The 16,811-nt window shown below is 35.5% G+C and carries 18 protein-coding genes and 1 pseudogene; 15 read left to right on the top strand and 4 right to left on the bottom strand.

Annotated elements, in window-relative coordinates:
• Nucleotides 1–76: 76 nt before the first annotated feature.
• From WBG21_RS04445 to WBG21_RS04375, 15 genes and pseudogenes are all read left to right on the top strand, one after another.
• Nucleotides 77–742, top strand: a complete 666-nt coding sequence (locus tag WBG21_RS04445; RefSeq protein ID WP_340075231.1) for a hypothetical protein — start codon at nucleotides 77–79, stop codon at nucleotides 740–742.
• Nucleotides 743–933: 191 nt separating this feature from the next.
• Nucleotides 934–3,321, top strand: a complete 2,388-nt coding sequence (locus tag WBG21_RS04440) for an efflux RND transporter permease subunit (protein WP_340075229.1) — start codon at nucleotides 934–936, stop codon at nucleotides 3,319–3,321.
• A gap of 85 nt (nucleotides 3,322–3,406) precedes the next feature.
• A complete protein-coding gene (gene asnS / locus WBG21_RS04435) occupies nucleotides 3,407–4,840 on the top strand; it encodes an asparagine--tRNA ligase (RefSeq protein WP_340075227.1) in 1,434 nt (477 codons plus the stop codon).
• A gap of 275 nt (nucleotides 4,841–5,115) precedes the next feature.
• Nucleotides 5,116–6,285, top strand: a complete 1,170-nt coding sequence (locus tag WBG21_RS04430; protein ID WP_340075226.1) for an HlyD family secretion protein — start codon at nucleotides 5,116–5,118, stop codon at nucleotides 6,283–6,285.
• Nucleotides 6,286–6,524: 239 nt separating this feature from the next.
• Nucleotides 6,525–6,857: an HTH domain-containing protein gene (locus tag WBG21_RS04425; protein WP_340075224.1), complete on the top strand. Its 333-nt coding sequence runs from the start codon at nucleotides 6,525–6,527 to the stop codon at nucleotides 6,855–6,857.
• A gap of 137 nt (nucleotides 6,858–6,994) precedes the next feature.
• Nucleotides 6,995–7,189, top strand: a complete 195-nt coding sequence (locus WBG21_RS04420; RefSeq protein ID WP_340075222.1) for a class IIb bacteriocin, lactobin A/cerein 7B family — start codon at nucleotides 6,995–6,997, stop codon at nucleotides 7,187–7,189.
• A gap of 26 nt (nucleotides 7,190–7,215) precedes the next feature.
• Nucleotides 7,216–7,398 carry a hypothetical protein gene (locus tag WBG21_RS04415; protein WP_340075220.1) on the top strand — a complete coding sequence of 61 codons (183 nt, stop codon included), beginning with the start codon at nucleotides 7,216–7,218 and terminating at the stop codon, nucleotides 7,396–7,398.
• Nucleotides 7,399–7,918: 520 nt separating this feature from the next.
• Nucleotides 7,919–8,461: pseudogene (locus WBG21_RS04410) on the top strand (REP-associated tyrosine transposase); the annotation flags it as partial.
• Between the two features lie 278 nt (nucleotides 8,462–8,739).
• The gene (locus WBG21_RS04405; protein WP_340075218.1) at nucleotides 8,740–8,895 is read left to right on the top strand and encodes a hypothetical protein; all 156 of its coding nucleotides are present in this window, start codon (nucleotides 8,740–8,742) and stop codon (nucleotides 8,893–8,895) included.
• Between the two features lie 50 nt (nucleotides 8,896–8,945).
• Nucleotides 8,946–9,068, top strand: a complete 123-nt coding sequence (locus WBG21_RS04400; protein ID WP_340075216.1) for a hypothetical protein — start codon at nucleotides 8,946–8,948, stop codon at nucleotides 9,066–9,068.
• A 20-nt stretch (nucleotides 9,069–9,088) separates the two neighbouring features.
• The gene (locus WBG21_RS04395; RefSeq protein WP_340075214.1) at nucleotides 9,089–9,313 is read left to right on the top strand and encodes a hypothetical protein; all 225 of its coding nucleotides are present in this window, start codon (nucleotides 9,089–9,091) and stop codon (nucleotides 9,311–9,313) included.
• Nucleotides 9,314–9,864: 551 nt separating this feature from the next.
• Nucleotides 9,865–12,030: a peptidase domain-containing ABC transporter gene (locus tag WBG21_RS04390; protein ID WP_340075212.1), complete on the top strand. Its 2,166-nt coding sequence runs from the start codon at nucleotides 9,865–9,867 to the stop codon at nucleotides 12,028–12,030.
• Nucleotides 12,031–12,134: 104 nt separating this feature from the next.
• Nucleotides 12,135–12,260: a hypothetical protein gene (locus WBG21_RS04385; RefSeq protein ID WP_340075210.1), complete on the top strand. Its 126-nt coding sequence runs from the start codon at nucleotides 12,135–12,137 to the stop codon at nucleotides 12,258–12,260.
• Nucleotides 12,261–12,413: 153 nt separating this feature from the next.
• Complete coding sequence (rpoN, locus tag WBG21_RS04380; RefSeq protein WP_340075208.1) at nucleotides 12,414–13,874, top strand: RNA polymerase factor sigma-54; 1,461 nt, start codon at nucleotides 12,414–12,416, stop codon at nucleotides 13,872–13,874.
• Entirely contained in the window at nucleotides 13,874–14,479 is a 606-nt protein-coding gene (locus tag WBG21_RS04375) for a hypothetical protein (protein ID WP_340075206.1), read from the top strand. The genes rpoN and WBG21_RS04375 overlap by 1 nt, the downstream gene beginning before the upstream one ends.
• Before the next feature lie 12 nt (nucleotides 14,480–14,491).
• On the opposite strand, the gene WBG21_RS04370 is transcribed toward WBG21_RS04375, so the two are convergent.
• From WBG21_RS04370 to WBG21_RS04355, 4 genes are all read right to left on the bottom strand, one after another.
• Nucleotides 14,492–15,175: a porin family protein gene (locus tag WBG21_RS04370; RefSeq protein ID WP_340075204.1), complete on the bottom strand. Its 684-nt coding sequence runs from the start codon at nucleotides 15,173–15,175 to the stop codon at nucleotides 14,492–14,494.
• A gap of 103 nt (nucleotides 15,176–15,278) precedes the next feature.
• Complete coding sequence (locus WBG21_RS04365; RefSeq protein WP_340075202.1) at nucleotides 15,279–15,761, bottom strand: ExbD/TolR family protein; 483 nt, start codon at nucleotides 15,759–15,761, stop codon at nucleotides 15,279–15,281.
• A 17-nt stretch (nucleotides 15,762–15,778) separates the two neighbouring features.
• Nucleotides 15,779–16,390 carry an ExbD/TolR family protein gene (locus WBG21_RS04360; RefSeq protein WP_340075200.1) on the bottom strand — a complete coding sequence of 204 codons (612 nt, stop codon included), beginning with the start codon at nucleotides 16,388–16,390 and terminating at the stop codon, nucleotides 15,779–15,781.
• 6 nt (nucleotides 16,391–16,396) lie between these two features.
• Nucleotides 16,397–16,789, bottom strand: a complete 393-nt coding sequence (locus tag WBG21_RS04355) for a hypothetical protein (RefSeq protein ID WP_340075198.1) — start codon at nucleotides 16,787–16,789, stop codon at nucleotides 16,397–16,399.
• Nucleotides 16,790–16,811 lie beyond the last annotated feature (22 nt).

Genomic DNA, 16,811 nt, shown 5'->3' with positions numbered 1-16,811 from the left:
ATAAATGGTAACTATGAGAATAGCAATAATTTTCACAATGGTTTTTTTTATTTCGTGTAACTTTTCTAATCAACACATGGAAAAAGACAAAAATAGATTTTGGACTTTTGAAAAAAAGGAAGAGTATATAAAAAATCTTAACGATTCATCTAAATGGGATATCAAAATGCTAAGAGAAGATATCAAATATATTAATGAAAAATCAGAGAACCCAATTGAATATGGTGTTTATCCAGTTCCTAAATATAATTTATTGGGAAAAGATAGTTTTAAGGGGTTAGGATATGTAAGGGACATAAAAAAAGTAAATAACAAAAATTTTCTCATAACAAGTTTCTATTTCAATAAAAATGATATAAATAAAAAAGAACTAAAGGATAAGAAAAATAAAATATTCTTCAGTATAGTTATACCTGTTGACTCTATAAAAAATAATAATGATCAATTATCAACGATGATTTCATCTAGAAACCATCCAAACTATATTGCCCAAGGAAGTTATAAAAACAAGGATTTAAAAATTGATTATGTAGCATTTATAACAGCAGATGGAAACTCATATGCGATAGTTAACATGCGCTTATTTGATTTAAATCATGGGAATACAATCCTGATAAATTCAAAAAAAGACAAATCTCTAAGATCACTACAAATAAAAACTCCGAGTATAACAAAAGAGGAAGTAGAGGGTTATTTTGGTAATCTTCTCAGAGAAAAACAAGTATTTGGTTTTTTTTGCTGAAAGCACATGCTAATCAGTAACTTTAACAATATACCCTTTCTTCAATATTTTTTAATCCAATGCCTCATATAAGCCTATTAATTAATTGCCAAGCTTAATATCACATCATTTTTTAATTTACTTACTATTTTAGTTTTGGTTTCTAGGCTGCTTCCCCTTCATTTTTTACCTTTGCGCTGAAATTTTCCCGAATGAATGTATGGATCAATAAAAGTTTTTGGGCAAGAGTAGCGCGTACTATTCTAAGAAACCGGATATTCATACTTATTATTCTTGTAGGAGTTACTGTTTTTTTGGGCACAAAATGGGAGAACATGCGCTTTACCTATACTGAAGCAAACCTTTTGCCCGATCATCATCCTGTTAATATTGAATACAATGAATTCCTGAAAATATTTGGAGAAGAAGGGAATTTAATTGTGATTGCCGTTCAAGATAGCTCTTTATTCACTCCTGAGAATTTCAATCGTTGGAACAAACTCAGCAAGCAGCTAAATGCATTCCCAGAGATAGATTTTGTAATTTCTACAGACAATCTCCAAACCCTGGTAAAAGACACAAAAAAGCAAGCATTTGCATTACACCCTTTTCTGGAAGACACTGTAAAAACAGTAAATGAAATCAATACGTTAAAGAACACCTTGTTCCACAAGCTCCCGTTCTATGAAAATTTGATTTTTAACCAAGAAACACAGACCATCCGGACAGCTATTTATATTGACAAAGAAATTGTAAACACCTCTGTTCGAAAAGACTTTGTGTTCAACGATTTTAATCCGCTCATTAAAAAATTTGAGGAAGAAACCGGCCTTGATGTCCGTGTTTCAGGAATGCCCTATATCCGTACCCTCAATGCGCAAAGCATTGTTGATGAAATAGGCATTTTTATTGTTGCAGCCCTTAGTATAACCTCTTTAATTTTCTTTTTCTTTTTCCGTTCATTCAGAGCTACCCTCATATCGATGGTCGTTGTTATTATTGGTGTCATGTGGGCCTTTGGCATCCTAGGATTGCTACAATATGAGATTACCGTATTAACTGCCCTCATTCCTCCTTTAATTATTGTCATAGGAATTCCTAATTGTATTTTCCTCATCAACAAATACCAACAGGAAATAAAAAAGCATGGTAACCAAGCAAAATCACTACAACGGGTTATTTCTAAAATAGGCAATGCTACCTTAATGACGAATGTTACAACAGCAGCCGGTTTTGCCACCTTTATTGTTACTGAAAGTACGCTATTGAAAGAATTCGGCATTGTAGCCTCCATCAACATCCTAGCTATTTTTATTCTATCGTTGCTTATCATCCCGATTATCTACAGCTTTATGCCTTTACCAAAAAAGAAGCATTTAAAGCACCTTAACAAAAAATGGATAGAGCGCTTCGTCAGTTGGATGGAAAAAACCGTGAAACATCACCGCATAGCAGTTTATACTACTTCCTTAATTTTATTAATTGCGAGTATTATTGGCATTTATCAAATACGTATTTCTGGAAGTCTTATAGAAGACATTCCTCAAAAAACTGGTTTCTTTGAAGACATCCGGTTTTTCGAAAAAGAATTTGACGGCATTATGCCACTAGAAATCATGGTAGATACCAAGCGGAAAAACGGCGTCCTTAAATTAGCTACACTCCGCAGAATGGAACAAGTAGAAGAAGTGATTTCCGAAACACCGGAACTTTCTGACCCCATCTCGGTAGTTGATTTGGTAAAATATTCTAAACAAGCCTACTATAACGGAAACCCTAATTATTACCAACTGCCTACAAGCCAGGAAAACAGTTTTATACTGTCGTATGCCAAAAAATCCTCTGATCAGGTTGATTTGCTTAAAAATTTTGTGGACTCTACCGGACAGGTAACGCGCATCACCACCTTTATGAAAGATATTGGCACGGAAAAAATGGAGCGTATTGAAGAAAACCTCTGGAATAAAATAAATAAAGTATTGCCTGCCGACCGTTATGATGTTACCATGACCGGAAAAGCTTTTTTATTTACCAAAGGCACCAAATACCTGGTAAAGAACTTAGTTATCTCTTTGACCCTTGCTATTTTTCTGATTTCCCTTTTTATGGCCTACATGTTCCGGTCGTTCAAAATGATCATCATCTCATTGATCCCCAATATATTTCCACTTCTAATTACTGCAGGGATGATGGGCTTTATCGGCATCCCCATCAAACCATCCACTATATTGGTATTTAGTATTGCTTTTGGAATTTCTGTAGACGATACCATCCATTTTTTGGCGAAGTACCGACAGGAATTGACTGAAAACCACTGGCGTATCACCAAATCTGTCTATGCAGCCTTAAGGGAAACCGGTGTAAGTATGTTCTATACTTCTATTGTACTCTTCTTTGGGTTCTCTGTGTTCATGATTTCCAGCTTTGGAGGTACTGTAGCCCTCGGAGGCTTGGTTTCTGCCACATTGCTGTTTGCTATGTTGGCCAATCTTGTTCTTTTACCCTCACTGTTATTATCATTGGAAAAAAATATTGCCAATAAGAAAGTCCTCAAAAAACCTAACTTTGATATCCTTCCGGATAAAGATGCTAAAAAATAGTTTTCTATAGACAAAGACCCGTTTTTTAATGATCACTTTTTACTATAAAAACATATCTTTGCAGCACTAAAAATCCATTATTAAAATGACCAGGCACAGTATTAAAGAACTCCTTGTTGCTGAAAATTTACTACAAGAAATCGTTATTTATGGATGGGTGCGGACCTTTAGGGCAAACCGTTTTATTGCCTTGAACGATGGTTCCACCATTCATAACATTCAATGTGTAGTTGATTTTGAAAATACGGATGAAAGCCTGTTAAAACGCATCACTACAGGAGCTGCACTTAAAATAACCGGAACTTTGGTAGAAAGTCAGGGAAAAGGCCAAAAAGTAGAAATCCAAGTGGCCGATATTGAAGTTTTGGGCGATGCGGATGCGGAAGAATACCCTATCCAGCCCAAAAAACATTCTCTGGAATTCCTTCGGGAGAAAGCACACTTAAGGGTTCGTACCAGTACCTTCTCTGCGGTGATGCGCGTACGGTCGGCACTCGCATTTGCAGTGCATGCCTATTTCCAAAAAAACGACTTTTATTACGTCAATACCCCTATTATTACCGGTTCTGATGCCGAAGGAGCCGGCGAAATGTTCCGGGTAAGCACCCTCCCGCCAAAAAACCCTCCGCTTACGGAAGCCGGTGAAATTGATTATACACAAGATTTTTTTGGCAAAGAGACCAACCTTACTGTTTCCGGCCAGTTAGAAGGTGAGGCCTACGCCATGGCGCTCCAAAAGATCTATACATTCGGGCCTACGTTTAGAGCAGAAAACTCCAATACCTCGCGCCATTTAGCAGAATTCTGGATGATAGAGCCTGAGGTGGCTTTCACAGACCTCAACGGAAACATGGACCTGGCAGAAGACTTTATTAAATATATCCTGCAATATGTATTAGATAATTGCCAGGACGATCTAGCCTTTCTGGAAAAAAGGCTATTGGACGAGGAAAAAACAAAGCCTCAAAACGAACGCAGTGAAATGGCATTGACCGAAAAACTCCGTTTTGTCCTCGATAACCACTTTAAACGGGTAAGCTATACGGAGGCCATTGACATTTTAAAAAATTCCAAGCCCAATAAAAAGAAAAAATTCCAATATCCTATCGACGCGTGGGGCGCCGACTTGCAAAGTGAACACGAACGTTATTTGGTAGAAAAGCATTTTAAATGCCCTGTTATCTTGTTTGATTACCCTGCCAACATAAAAGCTTTTTATATGCGCCTAAACGAAGATGGGAGAACAGTACGCGCCATGGATATCTTATTTCCAGGGATTGGTGAAATTGTGGGCGGCTCGCAACGTGAAGAGCGTTTTGACGTTTTACAACAAAAGATTAAAGCCCTGGGTATTGACGAGAAAGAACTTTGGTGGTACCTCGACCTCCGGAAGTTTGGTACTGCGGTACATAGTGGTTTTGGGCTGGGCTTTGAACGTATGGTCCAGTTTGTTACCGGTATGGGCAACATCCGCGATGTGATACCATTTCCCAGAACACCACAAAATGCGGAGTTTTAAGAAAATAGCCGGGTTCTTACTGTAAAAATGCCTCCGCTGGAAGGCAGTCTATAAAAAAGAAATACGATTCTTTATTTTTCACTGTACAAAAACCATAATCCTGCCATGTGTATTTTGTAATTTCTTATTTTCTTTTTTTAAAAAAAGAGGTTATGGCTACTATTATATTTCTGACAATCAATATTTTATATTAAAAACCGAAAAAACTTTTTTTTTGTGTAAACTTTAAAATATATTAAATGTAGTTTTTTTCTTTATATTTAGAAAAAATAACGATGAAATCAATTTTCCCGAAAGAAGTTATCGAAAAGACCGTAGAAGTACATCAATTTAAGCACCGGCATGTCGGGAAAATCATCTACACTGTTATCCTTTTAGGCATTGTATTTACATTTACGGCACTACCATTTATTAACGTAACGGTCTATACCTCTTCCTCCGGTATTATCAAACCAAAAAGCGAACGTGTTCCCCTTAATCTTATCAATTCCGGAAAAATTGCCTATAAAAACCTCAGGAACAACCAACCTGTTAAAAAAGGGGATACACTTCTAATCCTAGAAAACAAACAAGCCGAAGAACAGCTTCATTTGTATCAATCACAACTAACACTTAACAGACAGTTTGTTCACGACCTAACCCTCCTTACCCAAAAAACCAATCGTAGTATAGATAGCATCACGTCCGCAAAATACCGGACAGCTTATATAGAATACCAACAAAAAATTGCTGAATTGACCACGCAATTGCGACAATCCCAAAAAGATGAAAACCGGCACAAGCAACTTTACGGCAAAAATGTGATCTCAAAGTCTGAATACGAAACTAAAAAATTGGCATACGACATAAATGTCGCCAACCTACAAAACTATAGAAAGCAACAACAAACCCAGTGGCAGTCAGAACTCATCACTATAAAAAATACCTTGATGGAGCTCGAATCAAATAAAAATCAACTAACGGCCAACAACGGCGGATACATACTTACTGCACCCATAAATGGTACTTTACTCAATATTCTAGGGATAGAAACCGGTAGCAACATTGCTGCCGGGGCCACCATTGCCGAAATATCTCCGGATGGAGACTTAATCGTAGAATCCTATATCAGCTCGTCAGACATTGGCCTGATAAAAGAGGCAAAAGAAGTCTTCTACCAAATTGAAGCCTATAATTACAATCAGTGGGGAACGGCCTCAGGGGAAATTATCGATATTGGCAACGATATCCAACTGGTCGATAACCGCCCCGCTTTTAAAGTGCGGTCTACTATAGACCAAAAACACCTCTCCCTTAAAAACGGCTTTAAAGGGTATTTGAGTAAAGGCATGGTACTTACCTCCACTTTTAAACTAACCGAACGTTCCTTGTTTAACTTGCTATACGATAAAGTGGATGACTGGCTAAACCCTAGCAGGTTAAACGAAGTAACCGTTGAAAATTAATGATCTGAAATTAAAAAACACCAATGAATGGACATAGCTATCAGAGAATTTAGACAAAAAATATTATTAACCAACAACTTTAAACTCTAAAATAAGAAACACCTCAACTATATGTCACCCTGAGCGCAGTCGAAGGGCAACAACTAGCAACTTTAAACTTTTAACCTTAAACCTTAAACCTTAAACAAATGAACAACCAATTATAGGGCACAAATACAAAACAGTAAAAAAACAGTAATATGAAAACCCTAAAAACACTTGAAAATTTACAACAGTTGCACAACCTTATTAAAAACGGAGCTACCGGCACCCCGGCCGAATTGGCAAAACAAATGCACATAAGCGAACGGATGGTTTATAGGTTAATGGACATGCTCAAAGACATGAAAGCCCCTATACAGTACGACCGGACAAACTATACCTACACCTATATAAATGATTTTGACATGCGGGTAAACATTTCCGTACAGATATTGCACAACGATGAGGTAGTGAATATTTATGGTGGCAGCTACTTCTCTGCAAAAAAATGGTTTACTGAACAGATAGTGCAGGGAACCCTTTTATATTAGCATTAACAAAACAAAAAATGTGCACAAAATGTTTTGTAAACCATGTTGGTTACAGCACGTATTTTTAAACAAGTAGCTACATAGAAATTAAGGAGGTAACTGGCTTAAAATTATTGTTTAATTAAAAACTAAAAATTATGAAAAGTATGGATATACTAGGTGTACGTGAATTAAGCACACAAGAGCTTAAAAATATTAGTGGAGGATGGTGGGTTGGGCCTCTAGTTAGACTACTAAAATGGGTCGGGGGGTTACTAGTAGCTGATGCTGCAATTAATCCATCTTCACATGTACAGGCATGGAAAGATGGTTGGGCAGCAGGTAGTCAATAAATGTATAATTATAAAACTAATTAAAAATGAAAAATTCGAAATATTATATTGAGTTATCCTCTGATGAAATAAAAGAAATTGAAGGAGGAAGTGAATTAGGTGAAAAAATAGTTTATTGGTTCGCTTATGGCTTAAGTTGGTCGAGAAGACTTTTCAAAGACTCACCTGGAACTCGTACTGGTGGAGGATTAAATAGATTTGGAGAATAACATGATTCATTATTTAAGCTTGAGTGATTATTAATCACTCGGGCTTTTTTTGAAAAATAATAGCATGCTATATTTAAAAAAATGAAAAAAAAATTATTTTTTTATGCTTTATTTATCCTACTATTGATAAATATGATTTTTGATTTTTATATTGAATCAAAAGGAGCCTATATGATTATAAAAAGGGTAATTTCGGTTCCAGTCTTATATATGATTATCTATTTTTTTATACAGGAATCTAGAAATAAATATAAAATTTATACAATTATTTGTTATCTCATAATACAATCTATAATGACAGTAGATTTTTTTATCTTTAAAAAGAATCTGAACTATATAACAGATACAATAGCTCTATTGTTTGGTGCTTTTATTATGATTTTTTATTTAAACTATATTTCAGATAAGGAAAGTTAATACCCCCGCTACCGCAAGCGTCCACGCTTGTGATTAAGTTGACTTATACAATAATACATGCCATAGTTTATGAGATAATCGGAACTTTATCTATTTTTATACGATGAGCAGAAATTATAAGTTTCATAACAAACATGGCCTTTATTTTATAAGTTTTGCCACAGTATATTGGATAGATATTTTTACAAGAGAGGCTTATCTCTCGATACTGGCAGAAAGCATAAACTATTGCAGGAAAAACAAAGGTATGGAAGTGTACGCATATTGTTTTATGCCAAACCATGTACATTTAGTATTTCGCAGTATAAACGAGGATCCTTCCGGGCTAATCAGAGACTTTAAAGGCTATACATCCCGAAAACTGGTATATGCGATAGAAGAAAACCCTCAGGAAAGTAGAAAGGAATGGTTGTTATGGATGATGGGACAGGCAGCCAAAAAGAAAAGAAATGTATCCGGCAGGCAATTATGGCAACATCACAACAAACCCATAGAACTATGGAGCGATAAGGTAATTCAACAAAAAATAAATTATATCCATAATAATCCTGTAGAAGCAGGATTTGTAACTGATGCTCTAGATTGGAAATATTCTAGTGCTAGAAATTATCAGGATGACCATACTGTTTTAAAAATAGATAGTGATGGATATTTATTAGGTTTAATATGTTATAACAAGACCACCAGCGAGACGCTGGCGGCAGCAAGAGGGTTGAATAATGACAGTTTTAATTAGATAATGAAATTCAAGAAAATAATTAAAAATATTTATGTCAGGCGTCTAATTGAAGGTATTGTATTTTCTATCGTTTATTTTTTAATTAGACAAGAAGATTTTAGTATATTTAGTTTTTTGCTAGCAATAATAGTGTATTACCTTCTTTCTATGTTATTTGACTCTTTGTTTGAATTAAAAAAATAATCATGAAAACTAATAATCTTTCTTTACTCAATAAATATAAATGGCTAGTGCTTATTTTCTTTTTGCTTTTATTCTTTTTTATAAAAGCGGCCTATGATATTGGAAAATATGATGGTGAAAACAATATTTCCGAGCATACTGTCAATAGTCATAAATAAAATTTAGAAAGCACCCTGGGTACATTAACTATCCTTTATTTAATAATACTATGAAAAAAATACATGATATAAAAAAAGCGTTTCTCTTTCAAGTAGTAATGATATTGTTTATCATTTATGCTATAAGTGAGATTGCATATGCCTTTGGGAAGGCATTGGGCAAAGTTTTATAAAAATTGTTTTATTTTTGTTTATGCTTATCCATAAATCAAAAGCCATTATAAAAGAACTTTCTATAAAGTTTTTAAAATACTTTATTTTTCTATTTTTTGCAGGGACGATAACTCAAATGGCTGTGGATAAAGACAGGCTGCATATCGCTGTAAAAGATAGCTTACAAGAGTGGCCTATTGTAGTACTTTTGGCGCTTTTTTTAAGCTTTATTTCTTTTTTATCAGATAAAAAGAAAAAGAGATAGTAGCTCCTTTAAACCTTAAAATGAAAAAACACTTAAAACAAAGGTTCTCTTATTTTTGTTAACCGTTGTGGTTACTTATTTTCTATTATTCCAATGGGATGCCATGGAGCAATTTCTTTTTTAATAGTCAGGTTATCAGTTTTCAAACCTAATCCTTATATTGGTGGTAATACTAAAAATATAAAAGGTACTCTATAAATGAAATCGTATTTTTCTAAAATATTTAAAATAATAGACATCATCTTTTCATTTACGATTATGGTTCTTTTTGTTTTATTTATTAGTAATGCCTTTAAGGAAGGGTGGGGCAGCCCCAAATAACTATTCAAAAAATCTATAGATAAAAATGACAAAAAAACAAGTGTACACGCTTATAGCCATCATGATTGGAATTATCGTTATTACCTTTGTGGTGGGTTATTTTATGGGTAAAAAATTATACCAATTGGGCTTTTAAGCCCCCTTTGTTCTCTACTTTATTTTTTCCCTGCACAACATATGCAGGGAAGCCCCTTATATTAGCCTTCCTAATTCTAAAAAAGAATAGGGAAATGGCAAAAATCACCATCAAGCAACACGACATTACCGATTGTGGGGCGGCTTGCCTAGCTTCTATAGCTGCACATTACCAACTACAGTTGCCCATTGCACGCATACGCCAATATGCTGGCACCGATAAAAAGGGGACTAACGTATTAGGTCTGTTGGAAGCCGCCCAAAAACTGGGCTTTCAGGCAAAGGGTGTACGGGGTGATATGGACAGTCTCTCTAAAATTCCCAAACCTGCCATAGCGCATATTATTGTAAAAGAGCAGCTACAGCATTATGTGGTTATTTACGAGGTAACCAAAAACTATATCAAAATTATGGATCCCGGGGACGGGAAGTTCCATAAAAAAACACATGAAGCTTTCAAAAAAGAATGGACCGGTGTCCTAGTAATCCTCCTCCCCGAAGAAGAATTTGCAGCCGGTAATGAAAAAGTCTCCATCTTAAAGCGTTTTTGGTTTTTGTTAAGGCCACACAAATACATTTTACTGCAAGCTTTTGTAGGGGCTGTAGTCTATACCCTGCTCGGGTTCTCCACCTCCATTTATGTACAAAAAATCACCGATTTTGTATTGGTACAGGGCAATACCAACCTCTTAAACTTGCTAGGAGTTGTGATGCTCGCCCTGTTGGTGCTGCAAATAACCATCGGGGCCTTCAAAGATGTTTTCCTTATCAAAACTGGGCAGCAGATAGATGCACGATTGATCCTTGGTTACTACAAACACCTGCTAAAACTGCCTCAACAATTCTTCGACACTATGCGCGTAGGTGAAATTATATCGCGGATAAACGATGCTGTTAAAATAAGGGCCTTCATCAATGGGGTTGCGTTATCACTCACGGTCAATGTTTTAATTTTGATTTTCTCTTTTGCCATTATGTTCTCCTATTATTGGAAGCTGGCATTAATTATGCTGACGATCATTCCTTTGTACATTATTATTTATTACATCACCAACCGTTTAAACAAAAAAACCGAACGGAAAATTATGGAACGTGCTGCCGATTTGGAAAGTCAGTTGGTAGAATCCCTCAATGCCGTAGGTACCATAAAACGCTTTGGACTGGAAGATTTTGCTAACATAAAAACCGAAACCCGGTTTATAGATTTGTTGAAAACCGGTTATAAATCTGCCCTTAACTCTGTATTTTCAACAACTTCTTCCAATTCCCTTGCACAGCTGTTTACCATCATCCTTTTGTGGAGTGGCTCCTATTTTGTCATAGAAAGGGAAATCACCCCGGGGGAATTATTGTCTTTCTATGCCATCATAGGATATTTCACAGGGCCGGTAGCGAGTTTAGTCGATGCTAACAAGCAAATACAAAATGCCCTTATTGCCGCAGACCGCTTGTTTGAAATCATGGACTTGGAACGGGAAGAGTCTGAAAATAAGATCTCCCTTAAAAAAGAAATTATGGGTGACATTCATTTTAGAAATGTTTCTTTTCGGTATGGTAACCGCGTCCAGGTATTTAACGATTTCAACTTAAGCGTTCCAAAAGGAAAGATAACCGCCATTGTAGGTGAAAGCGGCTCGGGGAAATCTACCCTCATTTCATTATTGCAAAACATCTATCCTATCCAAAGAGGGCATATTACTATAGGAGATGTAGACCTAAAATACATAAAAAATGACAGTTTGCGGTCGTTAGTGAGCGTAGTGCCCCAAAAAATTGACCTATTTGCGGGGAACGTCGTTGAAAACATTGCTGTAGGGGAGTTTCAACCTGATATGGAGCATATCATTAAAATTTGTAAAGACATTGGTATTTTGGAATTTGTGGAAAGCCTACCACAAGGATTTGCCACCTATCTGGGCGAAAACGGAGCTACGTTATCCGGTGGGCAAAAGCAGCGTATTGCCATTGCAAGGGCATTGTACAAAAACCCCGAAATATTAGTGTTGGATGAGGCTACCTCATCTCTGGACAGCAGTTCTGAAAACTACATTCAAAAAACAGTTAAAAGGCTTAGGGAAGCAGAAAAAACAATTATTATTATCGCTCACCGGTTAAGCACTGTCATACACTCTGATAAAATTGTAGTCCTCGACAAAGGTAATATATTGGAAGAAGGAGCTCATAAAGAATTGTATTCAAAAAAAGGGCATTACTACAACTTATGGCAACAACAAGTCCCGGAAAATATATTTAAAATATGATTTTTCGAAAGTTAAATGAGAAATATTCTCCCATCAATATACACATGTAAGATAATTCATTAATAATTTGTATATTAGTATTTACTAACATAAAAAAATACATTATGTGTTTTAAAAAATTTCATGCAGAAAAACTGAATGTACAACAGATGGCAACTGTTAATGGAGGATCTTCCTCTGCACCTCCTGATACTACTGATGCGAGTGTTACCATAATTATGGATGGTTAATTTTCTCTAAAGTGTTGCTTTTAATTAAAAGCAACACTTAGTTTTTTTAGCATGGTATTTTATACAAATCTTTTCTTCTTCATAAAACAAAAACACTTATCCCAATTGCTTATTTTTGTTTAAGTTATATTTTTACAACATCATCATTGATATATGCTTAAACAATACCTACAATTTAAATTATCACAAAAGCTCTCTCCGCAACAAATTCAATTAATGAAATTGATCCAGTTGCCTACACAGGCTTTTGAACAGCGCTTAAAGCAGGAATTGGAGGAAAACCCGGCACTGGAAAGTGGCAAAGAGGAGCAAAAAGATGCGCTTGATGACCTCTATGAAAACACCTATGAAGATGACACAGGTACCGATTCTATTGAGGCTGATGATATTAATATAGATGATTATTTAAGTGATGATGAGATCCCAGATTATCGTTTACAAACTAGCAACTATAGTGCTGACGATGATGAAAAAAGGGTTCCCTATGCCTCCGGAATATCTTTTAATCAACATTTGTCATCACAATTAAGCACATTTCGCCTTGATGAAGAAGAGCTCGAAATAGCAGAATTCCTAGTAGGAAGTATTGATGACATTGGTTATATCAGGCGCTCTTTAGCAGATATAGCAGATGATCTGGCATTTACCCAAAACATTTATGTTGATGAAAAACGAATAGCAAAGGTATTGAAGATTATTCATGAATTGGATCCTCCCGGGGTAGGTGCCCGAAATCTGCAAGAATGTTTACTTATCCAGTTAAACCGAAAAGAAAGTTCTCCCAGCATAAAATTAGCTATTGAAATCCTGAACAAGTCATTTGAGCACTTTACCAAAAAACACTATGATAAATTACTTCAACGGCATAATGTAAATGAAGAAATGCTAAAAGATGCCATTCATGAAATAGAAAAACTCAATCCAAAGCCGGGAGGGGCATATGCCGGAAATATAAAGGTCATAGAGCATGTAGTGCCTGACTTTACGATCCGTATTCGGGAAGGAAAACTGGAATTGACACTCAATGCAAGAAATGCTCCCGAATTACATATTTCAAGAGAATATAACAACATGCTTGAGGGGTATAAGGAGTCTAAAGACAAATCCAAACCACAAAAAGAAGCTGTACAATTTATTAAACAAAAATTAGATGCCGCCAAGTGGTTTATCGATGCGATAAAACAACGCCAGCAAACGTTGTATATAACTATGAATGCCATCATGCATTATCAATCGGATTATTTCTTAACAGGTGACGAACGGAAATTGAAACCTATGATCCTTAAAGATATTGCAGATGAAATTGATATGGATGTTTCAACGGTTTCTAGGGTGGCCAACAGTAAATATGTAGATACGCCTTATGGTACAAAGCTCATAAAAGATTTCTTTTCTGAAGCCATGAAGAATGAACAGGGAGAAGACGTTTCCACACGAGAGATAAAAAAAATCTTGGAAATGGTTATTGAAGAAGAAGATAAAAAAAAGCCGTTAACTGATGATAAATTAGCAACTATCCTTAAAGAGAAGGGCTATCCGATAGCTCGCCGGACCATAGCTAAGTACCGGGAACAATTAGATATCCCCGTAGCACGTCTTAGAAAAAAGCTATAATGGAACGATTTTTTAAACTCATTAGTTATATTTTTCATCCATTGTTTTTCCCATTGGCTGGCACCATTGTTTACTATATTATTTCTCCCAAATATCACCCACCATCCATGTTACAATCTGTAATCAGTGCTGTGGTTATATTAACCGTGTTAATCCCCATTATTTTTTTCTTCCTACTGAAAAATATTGGATGGATCAAGTCTATTTATCTGGAAGATATTAATGAACGGAGAGTGCCTTTGTACATCTATATTTTTCTCATATTCATCGTTATAAAACGAGTTGTGCCCCCTGTTTTATCTATAGAGTTATATTATTACTTCATTGGCGTTTTAGGGGCTTTAATAGCATGCCTGTTGCTCGTTTTCTTTAAAATAAAAGCCAGTATGCACATGATGGGCATTGCTGCATTGTTTTTTTTTGTACTAGGCCTTAGCTTTCATTATGAAGTAAATATTACTTTTGGGTTAGCAGTCTTAATGTTCCTGTCAGGAATGATTGCTTCTGCAAGGCTCTTCTTAAAAGCACATACGGGAATAGAGCTGGCATTAGGTTTTTTAATTGGAGGGCTTCCCCAGTTTATAACATTTTCTTATTGGTTATAAGTAGTGAAAGTATCATAATAAATAAAAAATCAACCCTATTTTCAATGTGTTCATTTTTAGTTCCTCTCCCCCTTCGGTAAATATACCTGATTTAAACACATCGTTTAAACCATATGCTGCATAAAAATTCCATGTATTGTACCCGAAACTGAAATATAAATCGTATTGAAATTTTTCTAAATCATCATTTGAAAAAGAAACACGCTCGTCACCTACAAATTTGGCTGAATTAGCAAATATATATGCAAATTTAACCCCTCCATAGATGCGCCAAAACTTATATGTCTCGGAAGTAGAAGTACGTAATCTAAATTCTATAGGGAGCTCTATCAAATGGGTTTCTATCTTATTCCTTTTAAAAGAAATATCATCCGGAATCAATTGATATCTATTCGTTCCTGGTTGCTCAATTGCCCGAAGGTTGTGATAATACGAATTTGTCGCATAGCCAATCCCCACACCAAATCCAATAGTTCTTTTTTTATTTACAGGAAGATCTTTTATGTACCCTATTTGAAGTCCGTAAGGCAAACTGCTCTGAGTTACACCCGAGGGGCGGTTTAATAGAATATTATAGGTAACTCCTACGTAAAACTGATCTTCTAAATACCTGCTATCAGAGCTTTTAGAATCAGTAACCTGAGCCCATCCTGTACTTATAAAAAGTATAAAGTAGCTATATAAAAAAACTTTCATTCCTCGCATCATTATAACAAATATACTTTTAAATTAAAGAGGAAAATCAAAAAAGCTCCAAATTACTTTGAAGCTTTTAATAACATTAAGTTAAAAGAATATGTTATTGTAAATTCTTAAAAGCATCTCCCTTTCGGGTAGTGTAATTGATTTTAAGTGCATTTACTTTTCTTAATTCTTGCTTGATATCAGATATAAGTCCCATGTTTGTATCCTCATCTACCTTTAGTGCAGTAGTCAATAAATTTTGAAGTTCTTGTCTTTTCTTAGAACGTTCTTCTAATATGTACGCTGCTACGTCTGAGACATCTGCAAACTTATCATTCAACTGGATTTTAGCGGCTGTACCATATTTCTGCTGATAGCGTTCACTTGGTTTCCCTGCATAGATATAAATAACTCTGTCTTTTTTATCCAGTTTTTGAATTTGGTCTGCAAAAGGCAATTCATTTTTTACCAAAAGTGAACTGTCTTTCATAACGGTTACCGTCATGAAAAAGAATAGTAACATGAATACGATATCCGGCAATGAGGCGGTTGACACTGGTGGTAAATCTCCGCTCTTTTTCTTCGTGAATTTAGACATAATCGTATAAAATTATTTTAGTTACTTTTTGGTTCTGCCTCGGATAATTTTTGAGGGAACAGTTTTTGTATTCGCTCAATTTTAGGCTTTAACTCTTCTTTTATATCATCCTTAGTCCTAGGGTCATTGTATGATGCATCCATCGCTGTAAAATCAGTGCCATATATTCGTTGTGCTTCTCTATTACGTAACTCATTATATGCTGCCACTAACTCATTTTGTACTGCTATGTATGTTTTATACGATGTTTCCCTGTCATTCTGTAAAGAGATAATTGCCTTTTCAGGGTTATCAGAAGAGTTTGGGTCTTTAGCCCCTCTACAATAGCTACAAGCATCATCTCCTGTACCTCCACCATTATCCAAGAACTCTACTGCTGCTGTACGGAGATCTTTTAATTGCATTAACTGATCCTCAACCAACAACTGATTGTTTTTGTTTACAACAACAGTAAAAATGTTCTTTTGTTTTATTACAACATCTTCTTCTGGCGGTTCCATTGGAGGAAGCTTACGGTCTAGCCCGGCATCCGTCTCAATCGTCGTTGTTACCAGAAAGAAAATAAGGAGCAGGAAAGCAATATCTGCCATAGAACCTGCATTTACTTCCGGTATTGTTCTTCTAGCCATAATATATTATTTCGTTAAAGTTTTCTTTATTCCTGAAACTACCATTGCACCAATAGCTATGAAGGTTAGCACATAAAATGTATATAATCCTGTTCCAACCCATTTTGATGCTGAGGCACTAGTAGTATCTGTTGCTTCTCCATCTGCTAATGCATAACCAATGCCTACTACTATTAGAAACCCTACAACAGCTATCAATGCTTTTTTAAGCTTATCAGGGTGAGAAACAAGGTTTTTTAGTGTAAACAACAATACGACTGCTGCAGTTATAATAACAAGATATTTTGCAATATTTATCATTAAGTCAGAATAAGGGTCTGTAGATCCTAAAAGCAAGAACCATAGAACTATACTTAATGCTCCTATTATTAATACTGCTATTTTTATTCCTCTATACATAATCTTTGTATTTGTCTTAAAT

Origin of the sequence: Leptobacterium meishanense (genome assembly GCF_037645805.1) — a bacterium.
GTDB classification, from domain to species: domain Bacteria; phylum Bacteroidota; class Bacteroidia; order Flavobacteriales; family Flavobacteriaceae; genus Leptobacterium_A; species Leptobacterium_A meishanense.
The sequence above is the reverse complement of the archived record's forward strand: the minus strand, read 5'-3'. Positions and strand labels throughout refer to the sequence as shown.

What these genes read in the sequence shown, in the direction of transcription:
- WBG21_RS04400 (WP_340075216.1), top strand. Translation starts at nt 8,946, where the DNA reads ATGAAAAAAATACATGATATAAAAAAAGCGTTTCTCTTTCAAGTAGTA.
- WBG21_RS04445 (WP_340075231.1), top strand. Translation starts at nt 77, where the DNA reads ATGGAAAAAGACAAAAATAGATTTTGGACTTTTGAAAAAAAGGAAGAG.
- WBG21_RS04355 (WP_340075198.1), bottom strand. Translation starts at nt 16,789, where the DNA reads ATGTATAGAGGAATAAAAATAGCAGTATTAATAATAGGAGCATTAAGT.
- WBG21_RS04420 (WP_340075222.1), top strand. Translation starts at nt 6,995, where the DNA reads ATGAAAAGTATGGATATACTAGGTGTACGTGAATTAAGCACACAAGAG.
- WBG21_RS04385 (WP_340075210.1), top strand. Translation starts at nt 12,135, where the DNA reads ATGTGTTTTAAAAAATTTCATGCAGAAAAACTGAATGTACAACAGATG.
- WBG21_RS04415 (WP_340075220.1), top strand. Translation starts at nt 7,216, where the DNA reads ATGAAAAATTCGAAATATTATATTGAGTTATCCTCTGATGAAATAAAA.
- WBG21_RS04430 (WP_340075226.1), top strand. Translation starts at nt 5,116, where the DNA reads ATGAAATCAATTTTCCCGAAAGAAGTTATCGAAAAGACCGTAGAAGTA.
- WBG21_RS04440 (WP_340075229.1), top strand. Translation starts at nt 934, where the DNA reads ATGAATGTATGGATCAATAAAAGTTTTTGGGCAAGAGTAGCGCGTACT.
- WBG21_RS04365 (WP_340075202.1), bottom strand. Translation starts at nt 15,761, where the DNA reads ATGTCTAAATTCACGAAGAAAAAGAGCGGAGATTTACCACCAGTGTCA.
- WBG21_RS04375 (WP_340075206.1), top strand. Translation starts at nt 13,874, where the DNA reads ATGGAACGATTTTTTAAACTCATTAGTTATATTTTTCATCCATTGTTT.
- WBG21_RS04405 (WP_340075218.1), top strand. Translation starts at nt 8,740, where the DNA reads ATGAAAACTAATAATCTTTCTTTACTCAATAAATATAAATGGCTAGTG.
- rpoN (WP_340075208.1), top strand. Translation starts at nt 12,414, where the DNA reads ATGCTTAAACAATACCTACAATTTAAATTATCACAAAAGCTCTCTCCG.
- WBG21_RS04390 (WP_340075212.1), top strand. Translation starts at nt 9,865, where the DNA reads ATGGCAAAAATCACCATCAAGCAACACGACATTACCGATTGTGGGGCG.
- WBG21_RS04395 (WP_340075214.1), top strand. Translation starts at nt 9,089, where the DNA reads ATGCTTATCCATAAATCAAAAGCCATTATAAAAGAACTTTCTATAAAG.
- asnS (WP_340075227.1), top strand. Translation starts at nt 3,407, where the DNA reads ATGACCAGGCACAGTATTAAAGAACTCCTTGTTGCTGAAAATTTACTA.
- WBG21_RS04370 (WP_340075204.1), bottom strand. Translation starts at nt 15,175, where the DNA reads ATGAAAGTTTTTTTATATAGCTACTTTATACTTTTTATAAGTACAGGA.
- WBG21_RS04425 (WP_340075224.1), top strand. Translation starts at nt 6,525, where the DNA reads ATGAAAACCCTAAAAACACTTGAAAATTTACAACAGTTGCACAACCTT.
- WBG21_RS04360 (WP_340075200.1), bottom strand. Translation starts at nt 16,390, where the DNA reads ATGGCTAGAAGAACAATACCGGAAGTAAATGCAGGTTCTATGGCAGAT.